The following is a 12856-nucleotide window of genomic DNA, read 5'->3' as shown; positions in this document are numbered from 1 at the left end:
GGGAGGGAACGACGGGCCCGGCCGGCGCTGTGGAAGGTGAGCGGCCGGGCCCGTGCGGTGAATCGTCAGCCCGCGATGCCGCGGGAGAGGACACAGTTCGTGTCCCCTTTCTCCCCGGGCACCTGGGGCGCTAGATCTCCAGGAGGGCGGCGGTGGGGATCTCGTAGATCTCGGTCATGAACGCGCCGTTGCCCCAGTGGCCGCGGCCGTAGTGGACGTGGGCAACGTGGAGGTTGTTGCCGTCGCGGTCGGTCGTCTCGTAGACGTGGACGGTGTCCGCCGTCTTGCGGGCCCCGCTGATACTCACGCGGGCGGTGTGGACGGTCAGCCGCTCCGGGCGCCAGCGCCCAGTGCGGTCGGCGTCGCTGTGGCGGGACAGGCGGTACAGGGTGGCGGGTTGCATGGCGTGCTCCTCGGATCAGGCGTCGGAGGGGTTGAGGTCGAACAGGCCGCCCTGGTCGGCGTCGGGCGCCGAGGTGGCACGCTGGGCGGCCCGGCGGGCGGCGGTGAAGCAGGGCGGGCACCAGGCGCGCAGCTCGCTCGCGGGCAGAGCCGCGGCGGCGAGCTCGGTGGTGAGCGGGTCGGCCGCGGCGGCCATAAGGCGGATCGGACCGCTGTGCTTGCCCGCGTGGCGGCCGTGCTCGCGGGTGCAGCGCCCCTCGCCCTTCGTGTGGGGCTGTCCGCATACGCCGGCGCACTGGCAGCGGTGCTGTGCGGCCTCCATCACGGTGTGGAAAAGGTCGGCGGCGGCGAGCGGGCCCGGCATCATGCCGCCACCCCCACCGCCGGTGCCCCGGCCGGGGCACCTCGGCGTCCAGACCGGCGGCCGGTGACCGCCGAGAGCAACCGACCCAGCCGGGCCCCCTTGATCCCGGTGCGGCCCTGCTTGGCCGCGTACATGGCCTCATCGGCGCGACCGAGGAGCGCGGAGAGGTCTTCGCCGGGGAAATCGGCGGCGCGGACCCAGCCGAGGGACACCGTGGTGGCCACGTCCGGGTTGGCCTTGTCGGCGGGGCGTGCCAGTACCCCGTGAAGGACGGCCAGGAGGTCCGTGACCGTGCCGTCGGTGTCCAGGACGACGGCCGCGAACTCGTCGCCGCCGAGGCGCCCGGCGACGCCGTTCGGGCCGACGTAGTGGGCGAGCCGGTCGGCAGTGACCTTCAAGAGGGCGTCGCCGGCCGCGTGGCCGTGGCGGTCGTTGATCTGCTTGAAGTGGTCGACGTCCGCGAGGACGACCACCGCCCTGTTGTCGCGCAGGAGCGCGGCGGCCCGGCGGGTGAAACCCTCGCGGGTCCGCAGCCCGGTCAGCGGGTCGCGGCGGGCGGTGCGGAGCCGGCGGCGCAGCCACAGCACGTGGCCGGACCATCCGGCCGCGAGCGGACCGGTCGCGGCGAGGATCGTGGCGAGGGTGTTCATGCGGCGACCTCCTCGGCCGTCTCGGCGGACTCGTCCGCGTCGCTGCCGTCCTTCGTCTCCACGGAGTGGAGCTCCGGGCGGCTGGCTCGTTCGGCGAGCAACTCGTCACGCAAAACACGGGAGTTGGCTGCCGAGCAGTGCAGTGCGGTCCGGATCGCCTCTGCGTTGATCCCCGCCAGCGGCCAGTCGGCGGTCAGCTCGCGGGCCTCGGTCAGCAGCTCCGCCGCCGAGCGGGGCGGTTTCGCCCCCTTGGGCTTCTGGCGGGTGGTGCGCTTGCGCGACTTCTGCTCGTCCTGTTCCTTGTCCGGCGGCGGCACGGGCGGCACAGCAGGCTCCTGCTCCGGCTCCTCCACGGCCCCGTTGGGGGCAAGTTCCCCGAGCCGCAGGAGGACGCGCTCGCGGCGCGGGGTCTTCGACCGCCACCGCCAGCCGTAGGTCTCGCGCAGGTCGGCGCGGGCGAGCTGCCGCTCCTTCTCGCGGGAGAGCGCGTCGGCGTAGGAGGTGATCTCCCACAGCGTCATTCGCCGCCACAGCGAGAACGTGGAGGGGAAGGCGAGCAACCACCGCGACGCCCGGATCTTGTCCATCCGGCGGCCGGTCGCGGCCCCGATCCGTACGGCGTAGATGTGGGCGCCGATCTCGGAGAACACCACCCACAGCAGCGGCATCGTGCCGTGGGCGAGCTTGGCCCACATTCCGTGCCCGGCGGCCACGTTCAGGCCGCAGGTGATCAGGGTTAGGGCCCAGGGAACGAACCGCACCCACGCGAGGGCCATGTCCATCCGGATCAGCAGGAGGTTGGCCACGGTGAACACCGGAATGGCCACGTCGATGCCGACCGGCAGCATCCACGGCTCGCCGAAGCCCCACCGCAGCGCGGCGGCCGACACGGCGTCGAAGGAGGAGATGAGCCCGAGGGCTCCGACGCCAGCTGCGGCGAGCGCGCCGATACCGGCGAGGCCCAACTCGGGACGGGTCAGCGGCGGCACCGCCGACCGCTCGTTGGTGATCGCGGTCGTCATCGCGCACCACCGAAGAGCTTCCGGTTCCGAACCGCCCAGCCGATGTGCTGGATGAGGAACCCGAGAACCGCCGCGGCGAACAGCCACGCCTGATGGGCCGCAACAGCGCCCGCGGCACTGCCCACCGCGATCAGCGAGCCGAGCCAGACGAGAACCAGCTCCGGGCCCCAGGGCACCCGGGCGCTCATGCCGCCGCTCCCTTCCGGGAACGGGAGCGGCGGGCCGCCGGCCGAACCAGCGGGATGACATTGAACAGCTCCGGAGCGAACGCCTCGATCGCCTCGGCGGCGACCCGGCTCACCTCGTCCGGCAGGTTCGGGTTGTCCGCGAGGATGTCCCGCGCCGCGTCCAGACGGGCCGCGCGCTCCTCCTCGCTCTCGCCCTCCACCCCGAGCCACAGTTCCACCGGGGTGCCGAGGGCGAGTTCCACGAAGTCGTTGGTGCTGACGGCCTGATGGCCGCCGATGAATGTACGCATGGCTGATCGCTCCTGAACTTGTCGAAGGGGCGCTGGGTGGCCTCGGTCCGTGGTGAGAGGCAGCCACCCCAGCGCGGCGGGGTCGGAATCTCTCCGGCTCCCCCTGCCTCGCCCGTACGGCACCCCGTGCGGGGTCCGGACGGGCGAGGGAGGCAACCGGCCGCAGCAATCGCTGCGCAGGTGACCTGACGTCCGCGAGTCACCGGCTATCCCGGTGCGTCGAAGCGGCGGATCAGGGGACGCGGTGGGCGTGGTCGCCGTGCCGGTCGAGCACGGGCGACGCCCAGAGTCTTCGTCGATGCATGGGGACCCCCTCGGTCGGTTGGATCGGATGAAGCACTGCAAGGGGGACCTGTGTCCCCACCCTCCGGCCGTTGCTCGCGGTCGCCGGGCCACCTCGCCAGTACGGGCCGAAACCCTGTTCCACCTGGCCTTTAGCGGGATTGCAGCGTCCCCGCCCTGTGCTTGCAGACAGCACCTCTCTTCGGGCCGAAACCAATGAGGTACATGTATTACCTGTTCCTCATCATGGAGAGACGGGTTGGGGTCGTCAAGTCCCTTGGTTTTCAAGGAGTTCGTGAACCCGCCCCGCTCGATGCCTCAAGCTTGGCCTGATCAGGGCAGACGCTGGACTCCACACATGTACGACTGCGGGACGACTTGGCTACGGTGAAGTCGTCCCAAGTCGTCCCGCGGGTGGGAGAGTGCGGCATGGCCAACGAACGACTGCGCGGCGCCATCATCGAGAGCGGCATGACGCTCGATCAGGTCGCCGAGCGGCTCGGGGTGTCGGCGAAGACAGTCGAGCGCTGGATCAACGACCCCAAGCGCCAGCCGTACCGCCGATTCAAGTACGCGACAGCCTCGCTCCTTCAGCGCGAGATGTCTTACTTATGGTCTGAGGAGCGGACGTCCGCAGAGGTCACCGAGGCGGGCAACGCCGAGCTGATCAAGCTCTACCCCCACCGCTCGGTCGTGCCGAATCGGCTCTGGACGCAGCTCTACGCCAGCGCTCAGCGGTCCTTCGACGTCTTGGTCTACTCGGGGTTCTGGCTCACCGAGGACGCGGCCTTCCACCAGGTCGTCAAGGAGAAGTCGGCCGCCGGCATCCCGGTCCGGTTCATGCTCGGCGACCCCGACTCAGCTGCGGTGGCAGTGCGCGGAGCCGACGAGGGGATCGGCGGGGCCATGGCAGGCAAGATCCGAAATGCCCTGGTCAACTATGCGCCACTCTTCGGACTCCCCGGCGTGGAGTTCCGCCTCCACTCCACCACGCTCTACAACTCCCTCTATCGCGCGGATGACCAGATGCTCGCGAACGGGCACCTGTACGGCGTCGGCGCGTACATGGCGCCGGTGTTGCACATCCAGCGGGTGGCCGGCGGCGAGCTATTCGACGCTTACGCCGAGAGCATCGAACGGGTCTGGGAGAGCGCCCGCCCCATCACCTCCCCCACTGACCTGGGAGGCTCGGACGCATGAGCCGTATCGACTACTTCCGCGACCCCGCCGCTCCAAAGGCCAACTCGGTGGTGCCGTCCGTGACGGTCGTCGTACGCGACGGCGAGGGACGGCTCCTCCTCATCCACAAGACCGACAACGACCTGTGGGCTCTTCCTGGCGGGGGGCACGACATCGGTGAGCGAATCGGTGACACCGCGGTCCGGGAGGTCCGGGAAGAGACGGGGATCGAGGTGGAGGTGGACAACATCGTCGGCCTCTACACGGACCCGGATCACGTCCTGGCGTACGACGACGGAGAGGTCCGCCAGCAGTTCTCCATCTGCTTTCGGGCCCACCCGGTCGGCGGGTCCCTCCGCACGAGCAGCGAATCGAAGGAGGTCCGCTGGGTGAACCCAGCGGACCTCGATGACCTGGACATCCACCCGTCCATGAGGCTGCGCATCCGACACGGCCTGGACGAATCGCGACGGGAGCCCTACCTCGGTTGAGCGCCGGCCGCGGCAGCGGCCATACGGTGCTCCACCCGCTCGTTGGCGGCGTAGATCTCGGGCGCCGCGCGCTGAATGAACCGCCCCACGATGGTGTCCGGCCCGTACCGCTGCACGATCTCGTCCAACCGGGCGATCGGAGTGGTGTGCCCACCGTCGGGGGTCGTCGTCATGTCAGAGACGATCAGCGCGTCCACAAGCTCGGGCCGCTCAAGCTCGAACTCAGTCTCAAGCTCATGCCGAAGCCCTCGCTCCTCGGCCTCCAGGAGCGCACAGGAGTGATGCGCCACGAGCCGCACCACCCGCTCATCGGCACCCTCTTGGTCTCGAAGGAACCGAGCCCCGTCGAGCGGGTGAAAGCCGGTGGTCGCGATGGCCGGCGAGTACCCGACGTCATGCAGAACGGCTGCGGCCTCCAGCAGCTCGGCATCAGCGCCGAGGATCGGGCTCAGGGACCGAGCCCGCTTGGCCACGCCGATGGAATGCGCCCAACGACGCGGCAGCGGCTCGGACAGCATCGATTCGGAGAGCGAGTACGCCCACTCAGTAAGCCCCATGGACGCCAGGCTACGGCTGCTCGGTCGAACCTGGGAGAGCGCGCACAGTCCGCCCTTTGCCATGGACTGTGTCGAGCAGACCGTTCCCCTCCATCTGCGCGAGCGCACGACGTACTGCAGTTCGCGAGGCTCCAAACCGCGTACAGAGCTGGGACTCACTGGGATAGACATCCCCCACCGCAAGGTGGTCATCGAGGATGACGCTCACCATCCGGTCAACGAGCGACGTTGCGTCGCCACTGCCCACAACCCGCCATCCGACGCCAGGCACTGACTCAATGACACGGCCAGCCTCAAGAACCTTCAAGGCACGGCGCACGGTGTTTCTCGACACGCCATGAGACGCCATGAGCGTCGCTTCCGACGGCAGCGAAGACGTAACCCTGCCCCCTTCGACATCCTTCCTTAGGCCATCCGCGATAGACAGATACGTGCCGCGCGGACTCGGTCGCTCCGCCATGCCACCTCCCTCACACTCTCCTCCAGCGATTACGACCTAGGGCTCCGCATTCACCAAATCCCTCACTTAAGCAGCTAATACTACGCAGCCCGCCGCAGGCGACAGCAGAAATCGATGCCACCTGCGACGCGCAGCAGTCGTTAAGCGCTAGAACATCCCCAACTGGCCCGGAATGCCCTCTTGCTCCGAGGGACGCCTAGTGGCCTGAAATTCCTCCAGCGGCCCAAGCGTCCGCACCACAGTGGCGTCATAGAGCCAACTCAGATTGCCTTCTTTTTCTAGGCGCCCGGCCACAAGAATCGCAAGATCCTCCTCATGCGCCCTAACAGCCTCGTGATAGTCCTCTTCATCCGCAAGCCTCACGCGAACCTTGCGGGGCCCTTGTGGCTGCAGCGAGTCGATACCGAATACGCCGGGACTCCCCACTGTCTTCTTCGCGAGAAGATGAACTCTACCGGTGATCGTAAACTGCGTAGATGATTCATCCTCAGCCAGCCTCACGGCCGCCTGCGAAAGGGGAGCAACATCCTCGGAATGGAAAAGGAACTCACTCTCCACCCCACTTGGCCTCGCTTGCCCTTGATCCCACTCCACGGCAATGAGCGCCTCATCGGAATTAGAGGCTATACCGAGGAGAGCATTGGTCATCTCGTAAGAAATGCCGTCGATGACGCCCTGCTCGAACCCTGCGAGTGAGCCACTTGCCCGGTAGTGATCAAGGGCCTCTACGGTTGCTCCCACGGCATGGACCACGGCCTCGTTGACACTCCGCACCCGAGTTACGCCTACGTCTAGCATCCGGGTCGAACCCTCAGATCCTTGCTTGAGATCGATCGCAGCATCCGACGGAGCGAGAGCAGTGACAATGTAACTACCAACCGCCGTCTGCCCCATGAGGATCTGATCCAAGTATCGCGTAGCGAATCGCCCATGCCGATTAACGAAATGACGACCTGGACCAAGGTAGTATTTCGCACCAGCCAGGAAAGTCCTGCGCGCACTCTCAATCAGCCGCTCACCCTGACGCCATGAGATCAAACCACTCGGCGCCTTCGATTCCTTCTGGAATCGGAATTCGTCGGAGGCGGCGACAGCAATCCTGGGGTACAGCGAACGCGACCAGAAGTCACGACGCTGAGCCAATTGAGCTAGCGCCGAATGCATTAGCTGCGGATAGTCGGGGGCATTCGAGTCAAGGGGAATGACGACACTGGGCATGCCTTCATATTCACCACCCCCCGGCGGCGCATATCGCGCATAGATGCCAGCACGCGAACCAGCAACGAGCCATCCCAGCTCGCCCAAGATCGCTTGAAGCCTACCTGGATCAACATTGGCCGGGATAGTCAAGCCTTCGGTCTCACCCAGCAAGCGACTCACCCCTATCCTGCCTACCCAAGAGCTCGATCAGTGCCTGCGCGTCGAATACGTTGCCCGTGGGGACGTCGATCACGGGCTTCACCAGATCCGACGCCTCCCCCTCAAGGTGCGTCCAGTAGCACTCCCGCTTCACGAGAAGCCCGCCATCCATGATCTCGGTCCAGTCGCACTGAGCGAGGGGCACCGTCATAACGATGAGGATCTTCTTAGGATACGAACGAACCACCGACAGGCCCTCAAAGTACTCACGCTTCGAGAACTTGTAGCGGAATGACTTGTCGTCTCGATTGGGAACCACCTGAGTGGTGCACTTGAGTTGCGCGAAGAGCAAACTCTCCTGCTCCAGGTGGTTGCGCCCAGGGCGGATGAACTGGACATCGACACCGAAGGTGTCCTTGCTCATCACTTCCACGGAACAGCCGGCCGTCGCCGCCACGGTGGAGACATAGCCCACCTGCAGCTGCTCCATCATCGTAGTGACGGTGCGATCATCAACGGCTTGAATGTTCCGCTTGCGAGACTTGCCGTCTCTGTCCACCAAGCAGGACCCCCCTGATCTCTCCGCCCCAGTGCGAGCAGCGTAAAGGGAGGCCCCCTGCCTCGGGGAGGGCTGGTACGCGTGATCTCCATAATCGAACACTAGCTCGATGCTCTGACAGTGTCGCGGTCTCCGCGGAGAAACGCGGACCGGCGTGTGCGAGTGAGGAGCGAGTAACCGGAAGGTCCCACAACAGCGTCAAGGCAAGTCTCCGCAGCTCAGAGCGCTGCGGACCGCCCAGACGAGAGTGCCCTCCGGAGCCGTGTGCGCAGGTTCGAATCCTGCCGGGGGCACTTCACAGGAAGTGCCAGACAGACCCCGTAGTCGGCGGAAACGCTGAGGACGGGGTCTTGTTGTATGTGCACCCAGGGCTTCGTGTGCGGGGTGGACTCTAGCGATCGACGGGACCGCAGCTCGGCAGGTCCTGGCCGCCCGCCTTCTCGAACTTCTCCAGTTCGAGGTACTCCGTGACCACACGTGTTCCCCTTCTCACCCGCACGCTCACCTCGCCCACGGTGAGGTCGGGGAACTCGATGGCGTGGACCGTGCGGCGTCCGTTCGCTGTGACTCCCACATCCCTCACCTGAAGCCGTCTGCCGTTACAGGTGACGGACTCCACCGTCTCGCGCTCCGCGCCGAAGACCACGTTCCACCCCGTCGCCATCATGCGCACCAGCGGGACGAGCCGTGGTTCTCCCTCCGCCGAAGGCGGGTCGGGGCGGGAAGAACAAGCGACGGTCGTCGTCCCCGGCATGAACGCGACGCCGTGACAGGACCGGCCGTCCGCCGTCTCCCACACGAAGAGGGCCCCCTTGTCCGAGTCGGCGGCGACCAGCAGCCCCGGTCCCGCCGGGGAGTTGGCGCCGGAGGCGGCGGCGTTCATGCGGTCGGCCGCCCAGGCCACGGCCTGCTCCTTGCTCGTCGGCTCGATCGCGGAGGGACCGGGGGTCACCGTCGCGGACACGCGAGCCCGGCCGCTCGTCGGCGACGGCTCCCCCGCCGGGCTCTCCGACATCGCGCAGGACGTGACCGACAACACCGCCGCGCACCCCGTCACCAGCTGGATCATCGCTCTTCGCATCGTGGTCGCCCCCGACTCCTCGGTCTGCCGTCGCACGGCACGACGCACCCCGCAGCCCCCCGGTTCCCCACCAACACCTCCGCCGGGGTCGCTTGGTGGCGGCCCCGGCGGAGGTGGTGGTCGGTCGTGCGGGTTACTTCACGTTGATCGCGGTCCAGGCCGCGGCGACCGCGTTGTACTGGGTGCTGCCGGAGCCGTAGAGGTCGGCGGCGGCGGAGAGGGTGGCGGTGCGGGCGCCGGAGTAGCCGGTGGAGGAGGTCATGTAGGTGGAGAGGGCCTTGTACCAGATCTTGTACGCGGCCTGGCGGCCGATGCCCGTGAGGGTGGAGTTGTTGGCGGTCGGCGAGTCGTAGGTGACGCCGTTGATCGTCTTCGTGCCGCTGCCCTCGGAGAGCAGGTAGAAGAAGTGGTTCGCCGGGCCCGAGGAGTAGTGGACGTTGAGGCGGCCGACCGACTTCGACCAGTAGTCGGCGGACTTGCCGTCCTTGCTCGGCTTGTCCATGTAACGGAGCGGCGTGCCGTTGCCGTTGATGTCGATCTTCTCGCCGATGAGGTAGTCGCCGGCGTCGGTGGAGTTGTTCGCGTACCACTCGACCGAGGTGCCGAGGATGTCGGACGTGGCCTCGTTCAGGCCGCCGGACTCGCCGCTGTAGCGGAGGTTGGCGGTGGAGGAGGTCAGGCCGTGGGACATCTCGTGGCCGGCCACGTCGAGGGACGTGAGCGGGTGGGTGTTGCCGATGCCGTCGCCGTACGTCATGCAGAAGCAGGAGTCGTCCCAGAAGGCGTTCACGTACGCGTTGCCGTAGTGGACGCGGGAGTACGCGCCGACACCGTCGCCGCGGATGCCGTTGCGGCCGAGCTCGTTCTTGTAGAAGTCCCAGGTGACGGCGGCGCCGTAGTGGGCGTCGGCGGCCGCGGTGGCGCGGTTGGACGCGAGGCCGTTGCCCCAGGTGTCCACGGAGTTGGTGAAGAGGGTGCCGGTGCCGGACGTGCCGCCGTTGAGGTCGTACGTCTTGTGGCCGCCGCGGGTGGCGTCCGTCAGCGTGTACGAGCCCGAGGTGCCGAGGGTGACCTGGCCGGCGTACATCGTGTTGCCGACGCCCGTCTCGATCGCCTCGTACGAGAACAGTTCCTTGCCGGAGGTCGCGTCGGTGATGACGTGGCGCTCACTCGGCGTGCCGTCCTGCTGGACGCCCTTGACGGTGGTCTCGAAGGCGAGGACCGGCTTGCCCGTGGCCGCCCAGACGACCTTGCGCGCGGTGCTCCGCGCCGTCGCCGCCGGGGCCGCGGCCTCGGTGGTCGCGACGGATATGCGGGCCTCGGTCGCCTTCGTGGTCTTGCGGGAGCCGTCCTTCTTCTGGTGCACGACCAGGTCGCCGCCGAGGACGGGGAGGCCCTCGTAGGTGCGCTCGTAGCGGGTGTGGACGGTGCCGTCCGCGTCCTTGACGACGTCCCGGACGACCAGCTTCTCCTGGGCGGCGAGGCCGATGGCCTTGGCCGTGGCGGCGGCGCCGGCCTGTGCCTCCTGGACGGCGGCGGCGCGCTGCGTGCCGGTGAGGACGACGGCGGTGGCGCCGGCCTCGCGCTGGGCGTCGGCGCTGGCCGTTCCGGTCTGGACGCCGACGACGACCATGGCGGCCGACGCGATCAGGGCGGCGGCACGGGCGGTGGTGGCGGCGGTACGGCGGGGCGAGGACTGCTGGCGGATCACGCGGGCTCCTTCGCTGCAACAGCTGCATCAGCTGAAAACACGTGGGGGTGCTGTGGGGGGGGGTGGCTGTGTGATGCGGATGCGAGCGTGCCAGCGAAGCCGCCTGTTTGACAGGTCTACAACAAGGATTTGACCTTCTGTTGTCCGAAGGTCGGTCAGATGTGTCCGATGTGCGGGGAGTTGAGGGGACTTTTCGGGGCGAACGGGGCGTGCAACGCGAAGGCCCCCGGACTGCGGTCCGGGGGCCTTCGTCGTCTATAGGGGGTTTTGCCGGTCAAGCCGAGCGTTTGCGCGGTGTCCGTTTCGCCGGGGGCTTCTTCGCCGACTCCGGCTTGGCGGCCGTCGATTTTGCGGTCCGCTTCGCCGAACTCGCCGAACTCGCCGATTTCGTCGGCTTCTTGGCCGCCGTCGCCTTCTTCGCCGCCGCCTTCTTCGCCGCCGCCCTCGGCTTCAGCTCCGTCACCTCCGCCACCTCCCCCCGCGCCTCCTTCGCCGCCCGCACACTGCTCTCCAGCGCCGCCATCAGGTCGATGACCTGACCCCCGCCCCCGTCCTCACCCGGCTCCGGCGGCGCCACCGCCGCGCCGCCCTCCGCCTTCGCCGCGATCATCTCCTCCACGGCCTCGCGGTAGTCGTCGTGCAGGCTGCTGATGTCGACCTCGCCGAGCGTCGCCATCAGCGCGTCCGCCAGGTCGAGTTCGGCCTCCCGCACCGTCACCGCCGTCTGTGGGGCCACCCCTTCAGGCGCCCTGATCTCGTCCGGCCACAGCAGCCCGTGCATCGCGATCACGTCGTCCACCACCCGCAGCATGCCGAGCCGTTCCCGGCCCCGCAGCGCGAACTTCGCGACCGCCACCTTGTCGCTCCGCTTGAGCGCCTCGCGCAGCAGTGTGTACGGCTTCGCGGCCGGCACCCCGTTCGCCGAGAGGTAGTACGCGGTCTCCATCTGGAGCGGGTCGATCTCCCCCGCCGGGACGAACGCCACGATCTCGATCGTCTTCGCCGTCGGGAGCGGCAGCGCGGCCAGGTCCTGGTCGGTGATCGGGATCATGACCCCGTCGGCCTCCTCGTACGCCTTGCCGATCTCCGCCGTCGAGACCTCCTCGCCGTCGAGCTCGCACACCTTCTTGTAGCGGACCCGGCCGCCGTCCTTGAGGTGGATCTGGCGGAACGAGACGGACCGGCTCTCGGTGGCGTTCACCAGCTTGATCGGGATGCTGACCAGGCCGAAGGAAATGGCGCCGTTCCAGATGGATCTCACGCTTCGCTCCTTATGCGGAGATACGGAGATACGGAGACTTATCCCGTAAACGTGGGATTCTCATCGTATGACGCCCATCACGGAGGTGGAGGGACGGCGCCTCACGCTCAGCAACCTCGACAAGGTGCTCCACCCGGCCACCGGGACGACCAAGGGCGAGCTGCTGCACTACTACGCGACCGTCGGGCCCGTGATCCTGCCGCATCTGCGCGATCGGCCCGTCTCCTTCCTGCGCTATCCCGACGGGCCCGGCGGGCAGCTGTTCTTCACCAAGAACCCGCCGCCCGGCACACCCGCCTGGGTGACGACCGCCCCCGTGCCCCGCTCCGACGCACCCCGCGCCCGGCAGGTCGTCGTCGACGGCCTCGCCGCGCTGGTCTGGGCCGCGAACCTCGTCGTCGAGTTCCACACCCCCCAGTGGCGGGCCTCCTCCCCCGGCGTCGCCGACCGGCTCGTGCTCGATCTCGACCCGGGGGCGCCCGCGACCGTCGTCGAGTGCTGCCGGGTCGCCCTCCACCTGCGCGAACGGCTCGCCGCCGACGGTCTCGAAGCCTTCGCCAAGACCTCCGGGGCGAAGGGGCTCCACCTCCTCGTACCGATCGCCCCCACCCCGTCCGCGCACGTCTCGGCGTACGCGAAACAGCTCGCCGTCGCGGCGGAGGCGGAGCTTCCGCGGCTCGTCGTGCACCGGATGGCGAAGGCTCTCCGGCCCGGGAAGGTCTTCGTCGACCACAGCCAGAACGCCGCCGCCAAGACCACCGCCACGCCGTACACCCTGCGGGCCCGCACCCTGCCGACCGCCTCCACCCCCGTCACGTGGGAGGAGGTCGCGGAGTGCGCGGAGACACCGCTACCGGATTCCGGCGCGCTCGTGTTTTCCATGGGCGACATCGCGCCACGTCTGGAGCGGTACGGGGAGCTCCTGGAGCCCCTTTTCGACACCGGTCGGGCCGGAAACGTGCCAGGAGCGCCATGAGTGCGAGGAGTGCCATGGGTGGCA

Annotated in this window: 16 protein-coding genes; 3 read left to right on the top strand and 13 right to left on the bottom strand. The window is 68.0% G+C overall.

All coding sequences use genetic code 11. The features are described 5' to 3' along the window. Positions 1–130: 130 nt before the first annotated feature. From ACFC0Z_RS12375 to ACFC0Z_RS12350, 6 genes are read right to left on the bottom strand one after another with little or no spacing between them, the layout of a single operon-like run. Positions 131–403 (bottom strand): hypothetical protein, encoded by a 273-nt coding sequence (locus ACFC0Z_RS12375; RefSeq protein ID WP_376435821.1) that lies wholly within the window; start codon positions 401–403, stop codon positions 131–133. Positions 404–418: 15 nt separating this feature from the next. Further along, the gene (locus ACFC0Z_RS12370; protein WP_376435818.1) at positions 419–769 is read right to left on the bottom strand and encodes a hypothetical protein; all 351 of its coding nucleotides are present in this window, start codon (positions 767–769) and stop codon (positions 419–421) included. Further along, a complete protein-coding gene (locus tag ACFC0Z_RS12365) occupies positions 766–1416 on the bottom strand; it encodes a GGDEF domain-containing protein (RefSeq protein WP_376435815.1) in 651 nt (216 codons plus the stop codon). The genes ACFC0Z_RS12370 and ACFC0Z_RS12365 overlap by 4 nt, the downstream gene beginning before the upstream one ends. Next, positions 1413–2438, bottom strand: a complete 1026-nt coding sequence (locus ACFC0Z_RS12360; RefSeq protein WP_376435812.1) for a DUF2637 domain-containing protein — start codon at positions 2436–2438, stop codon at positions 1413–1415. Before ACFC0Z_RS12360 ends, ACFC0Z_RS12365 begins: the two co-directional genes overlap by 4 nt. Beyond that, positions 2435–2626 carry a hypothetical protein gene (locus ACFC0Z_RS12355; RefSeq protein ID WP_376435810.1) on the bottom strand — a complete coding sequence of 64 codons (192 nt, stop codon included), beginning with the start codon at positions 2624–2626 and terminating at the stop codon, positions 2435–2437. The genes ACFC0Z_RS12360 and ACFC0Z_RS12355 overlap by 4 nt, the downstream gene beginning before the upstream one ends. Continuing rightward, the gene (locus ACFC0Z_RS12350) at positions 2623–2916 is read right to left on the bottom strand and encodes a hypothetical protein (protein WP_329851572.1); all 294 of its coding nucleotides are present in this window, start codon (positions 2914–2916) and stop codon (positions 2623–2625) included. The genes ACFC0Z_RS12355 and ACFC0Z_RS12350 overlap by 4 nt, the downstream gene beginning before the upstream one ends. Positions 2917–3627: 711 nt before the next feature. On the opposite strand from ACFC0Z_RS12350, the gene ACFC0Z_RS12345 reads away from it, so the two are divergent. Both ACFC0Z_RS12345 and ACFC0Z_RS12340 read left to right on the top strand, forming a co-directional pair. Beyond that, entirely contained in the window at positions 3628–4398 is a 771-nt protein-coding gene (locus ACFC0Z_RS12345) for a helix-turn-helix domain-containing protein (RefSeq protein ID WP_376435806.1), read from the top strand. Beyond that, positions 4395–4868 (top strand): NUDIX hydrolase, encoded by a 474-nt coding sequence (locus ACFC0Z_RS12340; RefSeq protein ID WP_376435804.1) that lies wholly within the window; start codon positions 4395–4397, stop codon positions 4866–4868. Before ACFC0Z_RS12345 ends, ACFC0Z_RS12340 begins: the two co-directional genes overlap by 4 nt. On the opposite strand, the gene ACFC0Z_RS12335 is transcribed toward ACFC0Z_RS12340, so the two are convergent. The 7 genes from ACFC0Z_RS12335 to ACFC0Z_RS12305 form a co-directional block, all read right to left on the bottom strand. Next, complete coding sequence (locus tag ACFC0Z_RS12335) at positions 4856–5425, bottom strand: HD domain-containing protein (protein ID WP_376435801.1); 570 nt, start codon at positions 5423–5425, stop codon at positions 4856–4858. The two genes, ACFC0Z_RS12340 and ACFC0Z_RS12335, sit on opposite strands and share 13 nt — an antisense overlap. 10 nt (positions 5426–5435) lie before the next feature. Beyond that, entirely contained in the window at positions 5436–5885 is a 450-nt protein-coding gene (locus tag ACFC0Z_RS12330) for a winged helix-turn-helix domain-containing protein (protein WP_376435798.1), read from the bottom strand. Positions 5886–6032: 147 nt separating this feature from the next. Next, positions 6033–7256, bottom strand: a complete 1224-nt coding sequence (locus ACFC0Z_RS12325) for a hypothetical protein (RefSeq protein ID WP_376435795.1) — start codon at positions 7254–7256, stop codon at positions 6033–6035. Then, positions 7246–7737, bottom strand: coding sequence for a DUF4365 domain-containing protein (locus ACFC0Z_RS12320; protein ID WP_376435792.1), 492 nt, complete (start codon positions 7735–7737; stop codon positions 7246–7248). The genes ACFC0Z_RS12325 and ACFC0Z_RS12320 overlap by 11 nt, the downstream gene beginning before the upstream one ends. Positions 7738–8194: 457 nt before the next feature. Further along, a complete protein-coding gene (locus ACFC0Z_RS12315) occupies positions 8195–8920 on the bottom strand; it encodes a hypothetical protein (protein WP_376435790.1) in 726 nt (241 codons plus the stop codon). A 97-nt stretch (positions 8921–9017) separates the two neighbouring features. After that, positions 9018–10595, bottom strand: coding sequence for a M4 family metallopeptidase (locus ACFC0Z_RS12310; protein ID WP_376435787.1), 1578 nt, complete (start codon positions 10593–10595; stop codon positions 9018–9020). Between the two features lie 274 nt (positions 10596–10869). Beyond that, a complete protein-coding gene (locus tag ACFC0Z_RS12305; RefSeq protein ID WP_376435784.1) occupies positions 10870–11856 on the bottom strand; it encodes a Ku protein in 987 nt (328 codons plus the stop codon). A gap of 67 nt (positions 11857–11923) precedes the next feature. Between ACFC0Z_RS12305 and ligD the strand changes: the two genes are divergently transcribed. After that, entirely contained in the window at positions 11924–12832 is a 909-nt protein-coding gene (ligD, locus tag ACFC0Z_RS12300) for a non-homologous end-joining DNA ligase (RefSeq protein ID WP_376435781.1), read from the top strand. Positions 12833–12856 lie beyond the last annotated feature (24 nt).

The sequence above is a fragment of the Streptomyces sp. NPDC056144 genome, from assembly GCF_042264145.1.
Lineage (GTDB): Bacteria > Actinomycetota > Actinomycetes > Streptomycetales > Streptomycetaceae > Streptomyces.
This window is presented reverse-complemented; position numbering and strand designations above follow the sequence as displayed.

Coding starts and splice junctions, on each gene's coding strand:
- ACFC0Z_RS12335 (WP_376435801.1), bottom strand. CDS start 5,425: ATGGGGCTTACTGAGTGGGCGTACTCGCTCTCCGAATCGATGCTGTCC.
- ACFC0Z_RS12330 (WP_376435798.1), bottom strand. CDS start 5,885: ATGGCGGAGCGACCGAGTCCGCGCGGCACGTATCTGTCTATCGCGGAT.
- ACFC0Z_RS12320 (WP_376435792.1), bottom strand. CDS start 7,737: ATGATGGAGCAGCTGCAGGTGGGCTATGTCTCCACCGTGGCGGCGACG.
- ACFC0Z_RS12375 (WP_376435821.1), bottom strand. CDS start 403: ATGCAACCCGCCACCCTGTACCGCCTGTCCCGCCACAGCGACGCCGAC.
- ACFC0Z_RS12370 (WP_376435818.1), bottom strand. CDS start 769: ATGATGCCGGGCCCGCTCGCCGCCGCCGACCTTTTCCACACCGTGATG.
- ACFC0Z_RS12340 (WP_376435804.1), top strand. CDS start 4,395: ATGAGCCGTATCGACTACTTCCGCGACCCCGCCGCTCCAAAGGCCAAC.
- ACFC0Z_RS12365 (WP_376435815.1), bottom strand. CDS start 1,416: ATGAACACCCTCGCCACGATCCTCGCCGCGACCGGTCCGCTCGCGGCC.
- ACFC0Z_RS12355 (WP_376435810.1), bottom strand. CDS start 2,626: ATGAGCGCCCGGGTGCCCTGGGGCCCGGAGCTGGTTCTCGTCTGGCTC.
- ACFC0Z_RS12360 (WP_376435812.1), bottom strand. CDS start 2,438: ATGACGACCGCGATCACCAACGAGCGGTCGGCGGTGCCGCCGCTGACC.
- ACFC0Z_RS12350 (WP_329851572.1), bottom strand. CDS start 2,916: ATGCGTACATTCATCGGCGGCCATCAGGCCGTCAGCACCAACGACTTC.
- ligD (WP_376435781.1), top strand. CDS start 11,924: ATGACGCCCATCACGGAGGTGGAGGGACGGCGCCTCACGCTCAGCAAC.
- ACFC0Z_RS12345 (WP_376435806.1), top strand. CDS start 3,628: ATGGCCAACGAACGACTGCGCGGCGCCATCATCGAGAGCGGCATGACG.